Source organism: Amycolatopsis sp. NPDC051106, from assembly GCF_040682775.1.
Taxonomy (GTDB): domain Bacteria; phylum Actinomycetota; class Actinomycetes; order Mycobacteriales; family Pseudonocardiaceae; genus Amycolatopsis.
This window is the reverse complement of sequence record NZ_JBFBBQ010000050.1, coordinates 1-16623: the sequence shown is the minus strand read 5'-3', so window position 1 is coordinate 16623 and position 16623 is coordinate 1. Positions and strand designations below refer to the sequence as shown.

Below are 16623 nucleotides of genomic sequence, written 5' to 3'. Positions count from 1 at the left end.
GGTTGCGGTGTCGCCGAACATGGCCTGGCTGATGCTCGACTTCAGGTCTGCCAATGACACCGCCACCATCACGTGGGCTCGCTCACCGGCTTGCATCGGCAGGTCTGGAGAGTTGTAGGCCAGGTCGATCGCGTCGGAGAACGCGTCGCCGTAGCGCTCCAACGGCGAACGTAAATCCGGGCCCTCGTCGGTGCTGTGGCGCTCGGCGAGAGCGTCGAACAGGGCGCTGGCTCGAGCACCGGTCTCGTCATCGAAGCGGCCGTTCAGCTCCCAGAACCCGGTTCTCTTGCGACGCAACAACAACTCGCGACTCGGCGTGGCCGGTTCAGTCTCGTCCGGTTCGGCACCGTCGGGGTCGAGGTGGGCCAGTATTCGGGCGCCCAGGGCGGCGACTTGCTTGTGCCCGGCTTCGGAGGCGAACGTAAGCAGGTGCTGCTCGGCGTCCTCGCGGTGCTCGGGCGGGATCTGCGTCATCACCCCGACGATCGTGTCGATCATCGGGCTGCTCAACTGACCCTCCGCAGCAGCAGCGCCGGTGGCGGGAGCAACAGCGGGAATGGGAGTGCCATCCAGGGTGCGGCTCGGAGTGAGGGCGCGGGCTCGCTTCACCACGGTCTCGGCGGCGGACTTGGGAACGTCTGCGAGGTGCTCGAAGAGCCGTGCGACGGAACGGTATCCGAACAACTCCATCACACCACGCGACTCGATTTCCGCGAGCAGAGTACCGATTTCGGCCTCGGCAGACCGCACAACGGTGAGCAGCGCGGAGACACGGTCGGCCAAGGCCACCGCGTCTGCTTGCCACACCGTTTCCCTGTCCACACAACAAGATTACCGAAGATCGAACGTATGTCATCACTCGATCAGGTGCCGAACAAGACCTCGGCAGGGACACCGTTGCGTGGGGAATCGGCGCTCTCGCACCGAGCGGCAAGCAAGTACAAGAAGCGCCGATTTCCCACGCCCCGGCGAAGCCGCATCTTGAAAACTCGACCACGTAGACCGCTGCGCGACCTCGAGGCATCATCGACGCCCGGAGCACCCGACAACCCCAAGCTGCGGCGGACCACAGCCCCAGTTCACGCCAAGACACCGAACCTCGGCCGAAAGGACGAGGCCCCCGGTACCTTCGGCCGAGGTGACCGACGCCCGACTCCCCTAGCTTGATCGTGAAGAGGGACCGAGGGAGGCACGCATGGAGTTGCGCACCAGAAGGGCCGGAGTCATCGCCGTCGCGGCCGCTGTCGTCACCGTCGGGGCCACCGTCATGGCCACCGCCGCCGATCCCGTCGCGCCGGAGGTCGTCAGTGCGACGCCGGCCGAAGCCGGGCATGAGGGCCAGGGCAAGTACACCTCCGGGGACTACGTGCTGAACGTGCGCGAACTGGACGACGACGGCGAAGGCACGAGCACCACCATCGGACCGCACACCGCGTACTACTCGAAAAGCCTGCACGGCAGCGGTTCCCGGACGCCGACCGTCGTGAAGTTCTCCGTCGGCCGGGACAGCGATGCGCCGACCGTCTTCGCCTACCCCGTTCCCGGGCCCGGGAAGGGCGTCGACTGCGTTGCTTCCGGCACCGAGGCCGCGCCGCTCGTCCGGTGCGAAACCAAGCTCAATAGCCGACCGTGAAGTGCCGGTCCGGGCCCGGGTTCTCGAGCTCGTCCACGACCGCGGCGGCGAGGTCTTCGGCCGAGATGCGGGAACTTCCGTCCGGTCGTACGAGGAGCGTCGTGGTGCCGCGGCGATACACCCCGGTGCGCGATCCGGGCTCCAGCACCGCCGGCGGGCTCAGGTAGACCCAGTCGGCCGGGTGCGCGCGGCAGACCTCGAGCTGCGCGGCACTCGCCGAGGCGATGGCGCGGTACTCGGGTGGGACGTACCGCGGGTAGTCGAGCACCAGGCCGCCGCCGGGGACCCGGAGCGGGGCCGCGCCGCCGACCACGAGGATGCGGGTGCCCGCCGCGTCGAGCAACGCCGTCGTCGTGGTGGCCACGGTGTGCTCCTCCCCCGGTGCCGGACGCGCCGCCGCCACGATCGCGTCGGCTCCGGCGAACAGCGTGGCCATCCGCTCCGGGTCGCCGGCGTCGGCCTCGACGACCGGGACATCGGGGACATCCGGGCCGGCGCGTCCGCACGATCGCGAGGACGTCGTGGCCGCGCCCGGCGGCTTCGGTGAGGACGCGGGAGCCGACCATGCCGGCCGCGCCGACGATGACGATCTTCACGAGGGATTTCCTTTCCTGCTCAACGGAAGCTGGCCGGCGACGAGCGCGGCCAGCGCCAACGCGAACCCGGCGAGCTGGACCGGGCCGAGTGTCTGGTGCAGGACGACCGCGCCGAGGACGGCCGCGACCAGCGGCGACAGCAGCGCCAGCACGGCCACCGACGCGACCGGCAGCGTGGTGACGCCGCGGAACCACAGGGCGTACGCGAGCAATCCGCCCACCAGCCCGAGCCAGACGTAGCCGAGCACCGCGTCGCCGTCGATCGAGGGTGGTGCACCTTCGAAGACGACGGTCAGCGGCAGCAGGAACAGGCCACCCGCGGTGAGCTGCCACCCGGCGAACGCGGTCGGGCCGACCCCGGCGGGCCGTCCCCAGCGCTTCGTCAGCGTCACGCCGAGCGCCATCGTGACCGCGCCGCCGAGACCCGCCGCGACGCCGGCGCCGTCGAACGCCGCCGCCGGCCCGATCACCACCAGCCCGACCCCGGCCATCCCCACGACGCCCCAAGCCAGCCGCCACCCCGACAGGCGTTCGCGGAGCACGGCCACGGACAGGACGGCGACCACGAGCGGCTGCGCGGCGGCCAGGGTCGCGGCGACCCCGCCGGGCAGCCGCTGGGCGGCGATGAACAGCAGCGGCAGGAACAGGCCGATGTTGAGCACGCCGAGCGCGGCGGCCTTCCCCCACCACGCTCCGCGCGGCAGCTTCCGGGTCAGCGCGAGCGCGACGAGCCCGGCCGGGAGAGCCCGGAGCAGGCCGGCGAACAGCGGGTGCCCGGCGGGGAGGAACTCGGTGGTGACGACGTAGGTGGTGCCCCACACCGCGGGCGCGAACGCCGTGAGCGCGACGCGCGGCAGGTCCACGTGGCGGCTTTCGCGCACGAGCTGGCTTGTCATACCGAAATTCCAGCGCAGAGCGATTGATGAGTCCAATACATGTTGGTCACCGCAGCGATCGTGATCCAAGATGACTGGGTGGAACTCCAGCAGATGCGGTACGTCGTCGCGATCGCCGAGACGTCCAGCTTCACCCGCGCCGCCGAGCGGTGCCTGGTCGTCCAGTCGGCGCTGAGCCACCAGGTCGCGCGGCTGGAGCGGGAGCTCGGCGCGCGGCTGTTCGACCGGACCAGCCGCCGGGTGCGGCTGACGCCGGCGGGCGAGGCGTTCCTGCCGGCCGCGCGCCAGTGCCTCGACGCGGCTGAGCGGGCGGCGGCCGAGGTCGCGGCCGCGGTGGGCGAGGTGCGCGGGCGGCTCGCCGTCGGGCTGATCCCCACGGTCACCGCGGCCGACGTCCCGGCCGCGCTGCGCGAGTTCCACGACCGGTTCCCGCCGGTGCGCATCAGCCTCCGGGTCGGCGCGAGCGACGACCTGATCGAGCAGGTCCGCGACGGCGTCCTCGACGTGGCGTTCCTCGGCCTGCCCACGACGGCGCGCCCGAGCGGCGTCGCCGTGCACGAGCTGGCTCGCGGCCACCTCATCGCGGTGGTGGCCCCCGACCACCCGCTGGCCGGCGAAACGACGGTCGAGCTGCGGCGCCTGGCGTCGGAGGTGTTCGTCGACCTCCCGGCGGGCACGGCCGGGCGGGCGCAGTCCGATCAGGCGTTCGCGGCGGCGGGCCTGGACCGCGAGGTCGCCTACGAGGTGACCAGCGCGGACTACATCGCGCGGCTGGTCGGCCCGGGCCTGGGCGTGGCGATGCTGCCGTCCGGGTACGCGCCGCAGCTGACGGGCGTGGTGACGATCGAGATCACCGACGCCCCGGCCCGCGTCGAGTACGTCATCTGGGCGGCGGCGAACCCGACCCCGGCGGCGAGTGCTTTCGTCGCGCTGCTGGGCATCGACGCCGCGGCGGTCAGTGGCTCCCGGTGAGCTCGCCGGAAAGGCGGCCGTGCATGGTCGCGCTGGGCGCGTTCAGCCCGGTGATCTCCACGGACTTGCCGCGGTCGGCGTACTTCGCGGTGACCGCGTCCAGGGCGGCGACGGTGGAGGCGTCCCAGATGTGGGCGTCGGTGAGGTCGATGACCACGCTGTCCGGGTCGCCGGCGTAGTCGAACCGCGAGACGAGGTCGTTGCTGGAGGCGAAGAACAGCTCGCCGGTCACCGTGTACACGACCCGGGAACCGTCGCCGGCCGCGGTGACGTCGACCAGGCGGGCGACGCGGCGGGCGAAGATGACCATCGCCGTGATGCTGCCGGCGACCACGCCGATCGCCAGGTTGCTCGTCGCCACCACGATCGCGACCGTCGCGACCATGACGGTGATCTCGCCGGCCGGCATCCGCTTGAGCGTCGCCGGCGCGATGCTGTGCCAGTCGAAGGTGCCGAACGCGACCAGCACCATCACCGCCACGAGCGCGGCCATCGGGATGTCGGAGACGACCGGGCCGAACACGATGCACAGGATCATCAGGAAGGTCCCGGCGAGGAACGTCGAGAGCCGGGTGCGGGCGCCGGCCGTCCGGACGTTGATCATCGTCTGGCCGATCATCGCGCAGCCGCCCATGCCGCCGAAGATCCCGGTGACGACGTTGGCGATGCCCTGGCCGATGGCTTCGCGGGTCTTGTTCGAGCGGGTGTCGGTGATGTCGTCGACCAGCTTGGCGGTCATCAGCGACTCCATCAGGCCGACCAGCGCGAACGCGAGCGCGTAGGGCGCGAGCAGCGTCAGCGTGTCCCAGGTGAACGGGACGTCCGGGAGGCCCGGCACCGGCAGCGACGACGGCAGCGCGCCCTTGTCGCCGACCGTCGGGACGCTGATGCCCGCCGCGACCGTCAGCGCGGTGAGCGCCACGATGGCCACCAGCGGCGCCGGCACCGCCCGGGTGAGCTTCGGGAAGAACACCATGATCACCAGGCCGGCCGTGAAGAGCGGGTAGACCGGCCACGGCACGTCGATCAGCGCCGGCACCTGGGCCAGGAAGATGAGGATCGCCAGCGCGTTGACGAAGCCGACCATGACGCTGCGCGGCACGAACCGCATGAGCTTCGCGACGCCGAGCGAGCCGAGCACGATCTGGAACAGCCCGCCGAGGATCACGGTCGCGACCAGGTAGCCCAGGCCGTGCTCGCGGGCCAGGGGCGCGACGACGAGCGCGATCGCGCCGGTGGCCGCGGAGATCATCGCCGCGCGGCCGCCGACGACGGAGATCACCACGGCCATGGTGAAGGAGGCGAACAGGCCGATGCTCGGGTCGACCCCGGCGATGATCGAGAACGAGATCGCTTCCGGGATCAGCGCCAGCGCGACGACCAGGCCGGCGAGGATCTCGGTGCGCGCGACCTTCGGCGACAGCCAGGCGGGCCGGGCGGGGAGAACGGAGAACACGAGGGATCCAGACGTGCTAGGCGCGGGCGGCGGGCCCGCCGCGAATCCTCACGCTAGAGGTGAGCCGTCCGCCCGGCCGGAGCCGCCCGTGTCCGATGAGGGCCGGATCACGCGGAACCGGCGTGATCGAAGGGTCAGCACGCGTGATTGAAGAGCCGACTCACGTGATCGGAGGGTCGACACGGCACCGCCGCCGTGTCGACCCTTCGATCACCGGGGTCACATCTTCTCCGCGCCCGCCTTCACCGCCTCGCGGATCCGGGCGTAGGTCCCGCAGCGGCAGATGTTGCGGATCTCGTCCAGGTCGGCGTCGGTGATGTCCCGGCCCGCCGCGCGGGCCTGGCGGACCTTGGCCACCGCCGCCATGATCTGGCCCGGCTGGCAGTAGCCGCACTGGGCGACATCCATGTCCAGCCACGCCTCCTGCATCGGGTGCAGGTCCTTGCCCACCGTCGCGGGCAGGCCTTCGATCGTCGTGATCTCGTCGGTGTCCTTGATGTCGGCCACGCGCACCGAGCACGGGTTGAACGCCTTGCCGTTGATGTGGCTGGTGCACGCCTTGCAGACGTCGAGCCCGCAGCCGTACTTCGGGCCGTTGATGCCCAGCAGGTCGCGCAGGACCCACAGCAGCCGGAGGTCGTCGTCGGCGTCGACGGTGACCACGCGGCCGTTGACCCTGAATGTTTGTTGTGGCACGGCGCGCTCCTAGTAGGCGTGGTCGAGGCCGTCGGTGGGCGACGGCGGCGTGGACGGCTGCACGGGCAGGGGCTCGAAGGAGAGCGTGCCGTGGTTGATCGGGAACGACGTCGGCATCTTGCCGACCGCGCGGGCGTAGGCACAGGCGACGGCGGCGAACGACGGCGCCACCGCGAGCTCACCCGCGCCACTGGGACTGGACGAGGTGTTCGGCATGATCACGACCTGCGTCTCGGGCGGGGTGTTCCACTCGCGCGTGTAGAAGTAGTTGTCCCAGCTGCCTTCCAGCGGGAGCCCGTCCTTGATGTGGATGCTGGAGGTGAGGCACATCGCGATGCCGTCGTTGAGCCCGCCGATCATCTGCGCCTCGAGGCCGCGGGGGTTGATCGCGAAGCCGGGGTCGACGACCACGAGCGCCTTCGTCACGCGCGGGCCGGTGACGCCGTCGCGGACCTTGCGGTTGACCGTCTCCGGCCGGCAGTCGATCTCCACCAGCACCGCGACCGCGCCGCGGTACTCCGAGTGCAGCGCGATCCCCTGCGCCACCCCGGCGGGCAGCGAACGGCCCCAGTTCCCCACCTGGACGGCCTTGTCCAGCACCGCGCGCAGCCGGTCGTCCTTGAGGAACTCGCGGCGGAACGCGACCGGGTCCTTGCCGAACTTCTTCGCCAGCTGGTCGACGACGAGCTCTTCGGCGGTGACCACGTTGGGCGAGTAGATGTTGCGCATGCTGCCCGTGTTGAACTTCAGCGGGATCTCGTTGAGCAGCTGGGTGGTGACGCCGAAGTTGTACGGCGAGGACTGGCTCAGCAGGAAGATCGACTCGGCGAAGCTGAGGTTGCCGGCGATCGGGAGCTTCGCCGCGGTCGAGGTGATCATCTCGCCGAGCCCGTGGCTGAACTCCGTCTGCACGCTCGTGTGGCGCTGTTCGAAGCTGATGACGTTGCCGAGCAAGTAGGTCGCCCGGACCCGCGAGACGCACATCGGGTGGATGCGCCCCTGCCGGAAGTCGTCGGTGCGCGACCACATCAGCTTGACCGGCTTGCCCATCTTCTGCGACGCCTCCGCCGCCTCGGCCGCCGCGTCGTGGAACAGGTGCCGGCCGAACGACCCGCCGCCCTGGGTGACGTGCACCGTCACCGCGTCCTGCGGCAGCCCCAGCAGCTTGGCGATCTCCTCCTGGGCGACGATCGGCACCTTCAGGCACGACCAGATCTCCGCGCGGTCCGCGCGGACGTCGGCGATCGCGGAGCCGGTCTCCAGCGGGCTGTTGCTGGCGGCGGCGAAGGTGAACTCCGCGTCGAGGTACTGGTCGAGCAGGCCGGGCACGGCCATCGGCAGCTGCGCGGCCTTGAGCTTCTTGAGCACGGTGGCGTCGGACTCGCCGTCGACGGTGCCCGCGCCCCAAGTCACCTTCAGCGCCCGGATCGCGTCGATGCACTGGCCGAACGTGCGGCCGCGGACCGCGACGCCGTGCGAGATCGCGGCGACGTCGGTGATCCCGGGCATCGCCTTGACCTCGGCCGCGTTGAGGATCGCGCGTGGGGTGCCGTTGATCGTGGGCGGCCGCGCGACCATGGTCGGGAGGGCGCCCGGGACGTCGAGGTCGAGGGTGAACTGCTTGCGGCCGGTGACGGCGGCGTGGGCGTCCAGGCGGTTCTGCGGCGTGCCGAGCACCTTGAACTGCGACTGCGGCTTGAGCGTCGCGGCGACACTGATCGTGGTGGCGGAGGCGGCGGCCTTCGCGAGGGAGCCGTAGCTCGCCGTGCGGCCGCCGGAGCCGTGCACGACGCCGCCGGACGTCGTCAGCTGCGACGCCGGGACGCCCCACTTCGCGGCCGCGGCGGCGATCAACCGCTGCCGGGCGATCGCCGAGGCGGTCCGGACCGGTGTGTAGATGCTGCGCATCGAGTTGGAGCCGCCGGTCAGCTGGTTCATCAGCAGCTCGGGCCGCGCGTCGGCCAGCGTGACGTCGATCTGGTCCAGCGGGAGGTCGAGCTCCTCGGCGATCATCATCGCGACGGCGGTGGTCATCCCCTGGCCGACCTCGGCGCGCGGCACGGCGAACGCGGCCCGGCCGTCGGCGCCGATCTGCACGCTGATCAGGCCGGACGTCGGCAGCGCGGCGAGGTTCTGCAGGTCGCCGAGGTCGAAGATGTCCTCGGGCTGGGGCAGTGACGGGATCGCGGCGGCGGCCTTGCTCGGCGCCAGCTCCGCGCCGCCGACCTGCGCGGCGACGGCGAGCGTCGGCGCGGCGAGCACGAACCCGAGGAAGCGGCGACGGGCCATGGAGCGCGGTTCGGACCCGGGTGGTGGGAGGGAAGGGTCTTGTTCGGGCATGAGCGGCTGGGACCTCTCGAACGACGGTGTGGGAGAAGCGCGGGCCTGAGCACCGCCGGGCCGGAGTGTTACACACATCACGCCACCGAATGAAGGATCTGAGTGCCTACATTTGGCCTAGTGTCGTTGTGCACTGTGCACAGCGGGTGCCGGTCACGGCACGCGCGGTGGCGGGAGGAAGGGCAGTGCGCGGACGACCAGGGCGAGCTCCAGCGCCAGGTCGCCGCCGGTCAGTGACCGGCCGGTCAGCTCTTCGATCCGGTGGATCCGGTTGAGCACGGTGTTGCGGTGGCAGTGCAGCGCCTGTGCCGAACGGGTCGCCGAGCCGCCCGTCCGCACCCACGTCGTGAGGGTCTCCAGCAGCGGGCCGCGCTCGACTGAACGCAGGTCCAGCAGGCCACCCAGCCAGTTCTGCTGCAGTGACTCCGTCAGCTCGGGCGAGCTGAGCAGCAGCGCTTCGGGCAGCCGTTCGGCCAGGCACACCACGTCGGCCCGGCCCGGCGGCACCGTCCGCATCGCGAGCACCGCCTGGCGGTACGCCGTGTGCACGGCAGCCAGCCCGTCGACGACCAGGGACACGCCGGCCGGCACGGTCAGCACGGACCCGATCGCGTCGACGGCGGCCGCCACCTCGCGGCCCGGCAGCGAAACCAGGCCGACCAGCACGTCGGCGCGGGACTGCCAGGCCGACGCGGAGCCGAGGTCCTCCAGCGCGGAGCCGAGCGGCTCGGTGAAGGCGGTGTCGCCGGGACCCGCGGCCGCGACGACGACGTAGGGCCCCGAAATCGGCAGGCGCAACGCCCGGCCGGCCTCGTAGGCGAACCCCGCGTCGGCCGCCCGGCCCTGCAGCAGCCCTTCCCAGAGCGACGCGCGCCGCTGCTCGTCCGCGCGGACGAAGCTCCGCTCCGCCACGTGGTAGGCCAGCGCCACCTGGGCCGAGGTGGCGTCGACGACCTCCCACACCCGGGTCGCGAGGTCGAGCATCGCCTCGTTGTTGACGTACCCGGTCGCCCGGGCCTTCTCGGTCAGGGCCTGCCAGACCAGCCGCCCGCCGATCCGGAAGGAGCGCAGGACGTCGTCCAGCGGGAGCTGCTGTTCGGCGCGGCGCCGTCCGGTCTCCTTCGCCGCGTCGTAGAGGTCTTCGTCGGTCCCCGCGCCGCGGCCGATCAGCTGCAGGACCCGGCGGAGGTTGTCGTGGCAGGAGCGCCAGAGGTCGTCGCCGGGCACGACGTCGGCCACCTGGTAGCCGGGGTTCTGCTCGACGATGACGGCGACCAGGGCGCCGGTGAGCCCGTCCAGCTCGTCCAGCACCCTGGCGGCCAGTGACCACGCGGTGTCCCGGGCCGCCGCCCGCGTCTCGCCCATCCGCACCACCACTGTCGCGCTCCCGCCGGCGCGTCAGCCTACGTCGCCACCTCGATTTCCGCTTACCTCGCGAGGGTGAAGCTCGGGTGCGGCGGCTGGTTGTACGCGGTGTTCTGCCACGCCACCGCCTCCCGGTACTGGCGGTCCTGCATCAGCGAGACGTGCGAGATGCTCGTCGCGTCCGTCGTCGAGTAGATCCGCAGCGCCCGGTTGTCCGACGTCGGCCAGACGACCTCCTCGCGCCAGTCGCCGAACAGGTCCGCCTGCAGCGACGGGGTGCTCTTCGTGCCGTTGTTCGCGTGCACCCCGGACGCGGTGAGCAGCCGGGTGTCGGCGCTGGTGCCGTACTTGTCGATGTGGGTGCCGTCCAGCAGCTCGCGCTGGGCGTCGCCGTCCCACCAGATGACGAAGTTCGCCGAAGACGGCTTGCGCCCGATGTTCTGCCCGCTCGTGTTCAGCAGGCCGGACACCGCGGACGACCACGACTCGGCGCCGGGACTGCCGGCGTAGACGTCGTCCGACACCCCGCGTCCGTTGTCGCAGGAGCACGACGCGTTCTGCCAGATGACCTGCCCGGTCTTCGCGTCGGCCATCCAGGCGGCCGGCTTCGAGGTGTCTTCGTCCACTTTGAACTCTTCCAGGCCCGGCCGGCTCGGGATCAGGTCACCGACGTGCAGGGCGTCGCCGTGGCCGAGCCGGGTGTTCCACAGTGGACTGCCGTTGTCGTCGATCGCCATGGCGCCGAAGACGATCTCGTCGCGGCCGTCGCCGTCCGCGTCCGCGACGGCCAGCTGGTGGTTGCCCTGACCCGCGTACTGCGAGCCGGCGGAGTTGGAGTCGAACTTCCACCGCTCGGTCAGCGCGCCGCCCCGGAAGTCCCAGGCCGCGATCACGGTCCGGGTGTAGTAGCCGCGGGACATGATCAGGCTCGGGTGCGAGCCGTCCAGGTAGGCCGTGCCGGCGAGGAACCGGTCGACCCGGTTGCCGTAGCTGTCACCCCACGACGACACGGTGCCGCGCGGCGGATCGTAGTTCACGGTGGACATTGCGGCCCCGGTCTGACCGTTGAACATCGTCAGGAACTCCGGTCCGGAAAGGACGTAGCCGCTCGAGTTGCGGTAGTCCGCGCTCGCGTTGCCGATGACCTGCCCGGTGCCGGACCGCGTGCCGTCGGCGGTCTTCATGGCGACCTCGGCCCGCCCGTCGCCGTCGTAGTCGAAGACCTGGAACTGCGTGTAGTGCGCGCCGGCGCGGATGTTGCGGCCCAGGTCGATCCGCCAGAGCCGGGTGCCGTCCAGCCGGTAGGCGTCGACGTAGACGTTCCCGGTGTAGCCGGACTGCGAATTGTCCTTGGCGTTGCTCGGATCCCACTTCAGGACGAGCTCGTACTGGCCGTCGCCGTCCAGGTCGCCGACGCTCGCGTCGTTGGCGCTGTAGGTGTAGCTCTCCCCGGACGGCGTCGTGCCGCCCGGCGGGAGCTGGATCGGGACGTCCCGGGTGCTCGCCGCGGCCGTGGCGTCGAGCGTCAGCGAATCCTCGGCGGCGAAGGCCGTCATCCGCTCGACACCGCCGACGACGGCGCGCACGGTGTACTGGGCACCGGCGGGAGCGCCGGCGTCCAGGAAGCCGGTCGGCCCGCCGGCCGGGGTCCGGGTCACCCTCGTGCCATCCCGGTAGACGGCGAACGTCACGCCCGCGGGGTCGTCGGCCAGCAGCCGCCAGCCGACCTGGTTCCCCACCGCGGTGTGGACGCTCACCACCCCGCGGTTCAGCTTGTCGAACGTCGGCGCGGGCTCCCCCGCCGCGGTGGCCGGGGTCAGCCCCACCACCAGGACGCCCACCGCGCCCACGATCAGCCTGCGACTCAGCGTGAACATGCTGCTCTCCTTGTCTGAAGTGGACGGACTCAGCCGGTCGTGCAGGTGCTGCCGTTGAGGGTGAACGAGGCCGGCGCGGGGTTGGACCCGCTGGACGTGCCGTTGAAGCCGATGCCGGTCGACGCGTTCGGGGCCAGCGTGCCGTTCCAGGCCAGGTTGGTGGCGGTGACCGCGCCGCCGGTTTGCGCGAAGGTCGCGCCCCAGCCGGGCAGGGTCACGCGCTGGCCGGCGGTGTAGGTGAAGGCGAGGGTCCAGCCGCTGAGCGTGCTCGGGCCCGTGTTGGTGATCGTCACGGAGGCGGTGAAGCCGGTACCTCCGCCCCAGGCGGGCGCGGAGTAGCCGATCTTGCACGTCCCGGTGCCACCGCCCGCGCTGGTCGTCACCGTGGCGGCCGCGGAGTTCGCCGAGACGTTCCCGGCGGCGTCGCGGGCCCGCACCTGGTACCGGTAACTCGTCGACGCGGTCAGGCCGGTGTCGGTGAACGTGGCCGAGCCGGTCGAGCCGACCTGGCCGAACGCGCCGCTCCCGGTGGCCCGGAGGACGTCGTAGCCGGTGACGCCGACGTTGTCCGTCGAAGCGCTCCAGGTCAGTGTGGCGCCGGTGGCCGTCACGGCCGAGGCGGCCGGCGTGCCGGGTGTCGTCGGCGCCACGGTGTCCGTGGTGCCCCCGCCGTAGATCGTGGCTTCCTTCGAGGTCTGGCGGACGCCGTTCGCACCGTTCAGAAAGCGCTCTCCCCAGGCCGTCAAACTGGCGGGATCGAAGTTGTTGACCAGGTCGAGGTAGGCGACGTCACTGCTGTTGCCGCTCCACGACCAGCCGAGGTAACCGAGGCCCCGGGCCTGTGCCTCGGCCATGATCGTGTCCTCGTCCGGGTTGCCGTCGGTGTGCATGTTCCCGAACTCCCCCACCACCAGCGGGAGGCCGGCGGTGCGGAAGGCGTCGAAGTACGCGGTGATCTCGGCCGCGGTGTCGTAGACGCCGTACATGTGGATGGAGAACACCGTGTTGTGCTGCGGGTCGGCGGCGAGCACCGAGGCCGCGTTGTCGCGCATGATGTTCTGCCAGTCCTGACCCCACATCGGCGCGTCGGCCATCAGCAGGTGCTGCAGGCCGGCGCCGCGCAACCGGGTGATCGCGTTGCTCGTCGCGCTCGCCCAGGTCGCGCTCACCTGCTGGTTGTTGCCGAACGGCTCGTTGCCCAGGTTGATGACGACGTGGTTTTCCTGGCCTTTCAGGGCACTGGCGACGCTGATCCAGTAGCTCGCGGCCTGGTCCAGGCTCGCAGCCGCGCTCTCCTCGCCGTAGCCGGTGGTGTCGTGCGCTTCCAGCACGCAGATCAGCCGGGACTGCTTGCACAGCGAGACGACGTTCGCGACTTCGGCCGCCGAGGTCGGCCCCCACCGCTGGCCGCTGCCGAGCACGACGCGCACGGTGTTGGCACCGAAGGACTTGATGTCCGCGAAGGCGCCGGTCCGAGTCGGGTACCAGGCGTACGGGTGGTTCACGCCGCGCATCACGAAGGCCGCGCCGTTCGCTTCGACGACCTGGGTGCCGCTGACGTGCAGGCCCGCGGCCGCCGTGGCGGTGGGCAGGGCCGCGAGCAGAGCCGGGTACCAGCGGCTTTCCATCTTCTGGATGCCGGTGGTGCCGTTCGGGTGCACGCCGTCGGTGGTGTCGGCGGCGGTGTCGAACCCGGTCCACTGGTCGACGACGGTGATCGGCGACGCGGCGGTGCTGTGCGCCTGGGCCCACGCGGGGATGGCGGCGTTCAGGTCGACCACCCGCTGGGCGCAGGCGGCGCAGTTGGCCGGGTTCATCGGGATGATCTTCGCGACGACGAGCTTCGTCGCCGGGTTGCTCGCACGCATCTGGCCGAGCAGCGTGGTGTAGGCGTCGAGGATCGTGCTCGCCGGGAGGTTGTTCCAGACGTCGTTGGTGCCCAGGTGCATCAGGACGATGTCCGGGTGGCCGGCCGAGAGCCAGCCGGGCAGCTGGTTGTCGCGCGCGATGCCGGTGGCGAGGAATCCGCCGTGGCCTTCGTTCTCGCCGTCGTAGGTGAAGCCACAGCCCTGGGCGGGGAGCGTCCCGACGAAGTCGACACCCGTGTGGCCGGTGTCCTGCAGGTGCTTCCACAGCAGCGCGCGCCAGCACCCGGGCGAACCGGTGATGGAGTCGCCGAGGGCCATGATCCGCGTGGGCGCGGCGGCTGCGGTGCTTCTGGTGTGCGGCAGGGCGACGAAGCAGGCGGCGAAGAGCAAGCCGACCACGAGCGCCCGGAGAAAACGCCGGGTCATACCGACCTCCTGGAGAAATACGACAGGGACAGTCGACCTGGGAGCGCTCCCAGCACGGGAGTGTAACGGCTCGGCCACCTTCGCGAAAGTATCGGGCGATTCGACCACGTCGTCGAAAGCGCTTTCAGTCCACAGTGGATGGTTGGTCGGCGCCCGACCGGCACGGCGAAGGGGTGGCGACCGATCTCGAACGGCCCAGTCCGTTCGGAGGATGTGCCCGGTGCCCGCGGTGGGTACAGTCGCCTGCGTCAAGATCATTCTTGACGACGCCGCGCCGCCCGCCCCTTCGGCCTTCAGGAGCCCGACGTGCGCATCTCCCCTCGATTCGCCGCCCCCGCAATCCTTCTTTCGGCGCTGCTCGCCGCACCCGGCAGCGCGCAGGCCGCCGCGGCGGCGAAGTGGCCCGGCGATCCGGCCGTCACGGTCGCCGACTCCGCCGGCGTCTTCGGCGAAAACCTCAGTGGGCTCTCGTTCGAGGGCGCCGACGTGCTGTGGGCGGTCAAGAACGGCCCCGGCACCCTGTACCGGCTCGTCCGGCAGGGCAGCACCTGGACCCCGGACAGCGGCTGGCCGTCCGGGAAGGAGCTGCACTACCGGGGCGGCAGCGGCGACCCGGACGCCGAGGGCGTGGTGGCCACGCCGGACGGCGTGTTCGCCGCTACCGAGCGTGACAACGACGAGGACGGCAGCCTGCTGAAGGTGCTGCGGTTCGACACCGGCTCGCCGGCGAAGGCGCTCGACGCGGTCGCGGAGTGGGACCTCACCGGCGACCTTCCCGGCGTCGGCGACAACGGCGGCTTCGAGGGCATCACCTGGGTCCCGGACGCCTTCCTGACCGCAGGCGGCTTCCGCGACGAGCACACGAAGGCGCTCTACGACCCGGCGTCCTACGCCGGCCACGGCACCGGCCTGTACTTCGTCGGCCTCGAAGACGAAGGCGAGATCTACGCGTACGCGCTCGACCAAGCGGGTGGCGGGTTCACCCGCGTGGCGACCATCGCGTCCGGGTTCCCCCAGGTCATGGAGCTGGAGTTCGACCCGGAGACGGGCAGCCTCTGGTCGGTCTGCGACGACACCTGCGACGGCAGGTCGGCGACACTGAAGATCGTCGGCGGCAAGTTCACCGTGTCGGCGACCTACGCGCGGCCGGCGAAGATGCCCGACTACAACAACGAGGGGTTCGCGATCGCCCCGCCGTCGACGTGCTCCGCCGGGCGCAAGGCGGTGGTGTGGGCGGACGACGGGAACGACGGCGGCCACGCCCTGCGCGCGGGAACGCTGCCCTGCGCCGGGAGCTGACCGCCGGCCCGCCGAACCTCCGTTACTCCGAGTGCACCAATGCCCGGCGTCCCCATCACTGGTTCGTGTGATTCAGGACAGCTTTGGGTATGTGGGCACCATGGCTGTCAGAGCACCGGAGAGACCCACGGCGACACCAGTCGCGCCCACGCCCCGGCGGACCAACCAGTTCGCCCACTGCGTTCCGTTGTTCGACGAACACAGCCGGCTGTCCGCAGAGGACCCCCGGCGGACCGACCTGCGCGACCGGCTGATCACCGAGCACCTCGAGCTCGCCGAGAACATCGCCAAGCGCTTCGGCGGCCGCGGCGAGTCGTTCGACGACCTCGTGCAGGTCGCGCGGACCGGCCTGATCCACGCCGTCGACCGCTTCGACCCGGGCAAGGGCCGCGACTTCCTGTCCTTCGCCGTGCCGACCATCATGGGCGAGGTCCGCCGGCACTTCCGCGACACCGCCTGGTCGATGCGCGTGCCCCGCGGGCTCAAGGAGCTGCAGCAGAACCTGGCCCGGGCGACCGGCGAGCTGGCCCACGACCTCGGCCGCTCCCCCACACCGAGCGAGCTGGCGGCGCACCTCGACATCGATGTCGAGACCGTCCGAGAAGGACTCCTCGCCGCGGAGGCCTACAAGCCGGCGTCCCTCGACGCCCCCGCCCGCGGCGGCGAGCACGTCACGGTCGCCGACCAGCTCGCCGACCACGAATCCCCGTACAGCAAGGCCGACGACCACTTGACGCTGCAGGCCGCGATGGCGAACCTCCCGCCCCGGGAGCGCGCGATCATCGAGATGCGGTTCGTCGAAGAGCTCACGCAGAGCCAGATCGCCGAGCGGGTCGGCGTCTCGCAGATGCAGGTGTCCCGGCTGCTGACCAAGACGCTCGAGCAGCTGCGCCACCGCATCGTCGCCGACTAGCCACGAGACCGCTCCCCGAGGTAGCCGGCCAGTTCGGCGACCGTGGGCCGGTCGAAGACGACCGTGGCCGGCAGGTCGGTTCCCGACAGCCCGGCGAGGCGGGTGCGCAGCTCGATCACCGTGAGGGAATCGAACCCGAGCTCGGGGAACGGCCGGTCGTCGGCGATCACCGCGGCGTCCGGGTGGCCCAGTACCGCCGCGACCTCCGCGCGCACCAGCTCGCGCAGTTCCGGTCCGGCCGGGTTCTCCGGCCAGCCGGGACGCGGTGCGGCGGCGCGCGCGCCGG

Annotated in this window: 14 protein-coding genes; 4 read left to right on the top strand and 10 right to left on the bottom strand. The window is 71.2% G+C overall.

Annotated features, from left to right (window positions below; all coding sequences use genetic code 11):
* Nucleotides 1-822 (bottom strand): DUF222 domain-containing protein (locus AB0M83_RS30755; protein WP_364522096.1); only part of this gene is annotated, 822 nt, incomplete at its 3' end.
* A gap of 373 nt (nt 823-1195) precedes the next feature.
* Here AB0M83_RS30755 and AB0M83_RS30750 point away from each other — a divergent pair.
* On the top strand, nt 1196-1633 hold the full coding sequence (locus AB0M83_RS30750) for a hypothetical protein (protein WP_364522093.1): 438 nt from the start codon (nt 1196-1198) through the stop codon (nt 1631-1633).
* Here the strand turns inward: AB0M83_RS30750 and AB0M83_RS30745 are convergent.
* Together AB0M83_RS30745 and AB0M83_RS30740 are read right to left on the bottom strand one after the other, a co-directional pair.
* Nucleotides 1617-2069: an NAD(P)H-binding protein gene (locus tag AB0M83_RS30745; protein WP_364522091.1), complete on the bottom strand. Its 453-nt coding sequence runs from the start codon at nt 2067-2069 to the stop codon at nt 1617-1619. The genes AB0M83_RS30750 and AB0M83_RS30745 overlap by 17 nt on opposite strands.
* A 156-nt stretch (nt 2070-2225) precedes the next feature.
* On the bottom strand, nt 2226-3125 hold the full coding sequence (locus AB0M83_RS30740) for an EamA family transporter (protein ID WP_364522089.1): 900 nt from the start codon (nt 3123-3125) through the stop codon (nt 2226-2228).
* A gap of 78 nt (nt 3126-3203) precedes the next feature.
* Here AB0M83_RS30740 and AB0M83_RS30735 point away from each other — a divergent pair, with 78 nt between their 5' ends.
* Nucleotides 3204-4097: a LysR family transcriptional regulator gene (locus AB0M83_RS30735; RefSeq protein WP_364522087.1), complete on the top strand. Its 894-nt coding sequence runs from the start codon at nt 3204-3206 to the stop codon at nt 4095-4097.
* On the opposite strand, the gene AB0M83_RS30730 is transcribed toward AB0M83_RS30735, so the two are convergent.
* From AB0M83_RS30730 to AB0M83_RS30705, 6 genes are all read right to left on the bottom strand, one after another.
* On the bottom strand, nt 4081-5553 hold the full coding sequence (locus tag AB0M83_RS30730; protein WP_364522085.1) for a SulP family inorganic anion transporter: 1473 nt from the start codon (nt 5551-5553) through the stop codon (nt 4081-4083). The genes AB0M83_RS30735 and AB0M83_RS30730 overlap by 17 nt on opposite strands.
* Before the next feature lie 219 nt (nt 5554-5772).
* On the bottom strand, nt 5773-6249 hold the full coding sequence (locus AB0M83_RS30725) for a (2Fe-2S)-binding protein (protein ID WP_364522083.1): 477 nt from the start codon (nt 6247-6249) through the stop codon (nt 5773-5775).
* A gap of 9 nt (nt 6250-6258) precedes the next feature.
* Nucleotides 6259-8538 (bottom strand): molybdopterin cofactor-binding domain-containing protein, encoded by a 2280-nt coding sequence (locus tag AB0M83_RS30720; protein WP_364522081.1) that lies wholly within the window; start codon nt 8536-8538, stop codon nt 6259-6261.
* 204 nt (nt 8539-8742) lie between these two features.
* On the bottom strand, nt 8743-9954 hold the full coding sequence (locus AB0M83_RS30715; RefSeq protein ID WP_364522079.1) for a helix-turn-helix domain-containing protein: 1212 nt from the start codon (nt 9952-9954) through the stop codon (nt 8743-8745).
* Nucleotides 9955-10016: 62 nt separating this feature from the next.
* Nucleotides 10017-11831, bottom strand: a complete 1815-nt coding sequence (locus tag AB0M83_RS30710; protein WP_364522077.1) for a rhamnogalacturonan lyase — start codon at nt 11829-11831, stop codon at nt 10017-10019.
* Nucleotides 11832-11860: 29 nt separating this feature from the next.
* Complete coding sequence (locus tag AB0M83_RS30705) at nt 11861-14125, bottom strand: cellulase family glycosylhydrolase (RefSeq protein WP_364522075.1); 2265 nt, start codon at nt 14123-14125, stop codon at nt 11861-11863.
* Between the two features lie 306 nt (nt 14126-14431).
* Here AB0M83_RS30705 and AB0M83_RS30700 point away from each other — a divergent pair, with 306 nt between their 5' ends.
* Nucleotides 14432-15424, top strand: a complete 993-nt coding sequence (locus AB0M83_RS30700) for a hypothetical protein (protein WP_364522073.1) — start codon at nt 14432-14434, stop codon at nt 15422-15424.
* 100 nt (nt 15425-15524) lie between these two features.
* Nucleotides 15525-16337, top strand: coding sequence for a SigB/SigF/SigG family RNA polymerase sigma factor (locus AB0M83_RS30695; protein ID WP_364522071.1), 813 nt, complete (start codon nt 15525-15527; stop codon nt 16335-16337).
* Here the strand turns inward: AB0M83_RS30695 and AB0M83_RS30690 are convergent.
* Nucleotides 16334-16623 (bottom strand): acyl carrier protein (locus AB0M83_RS30690; RefSeq protein ID WP_364522069.1); only part of this gene is annotated, 290 nt, incomplete at its 5' end. The two genes, AB0M83_RS30695 and AB0M83_RS30690, sit on opposite strands and share 4 nt — an antisense overlap.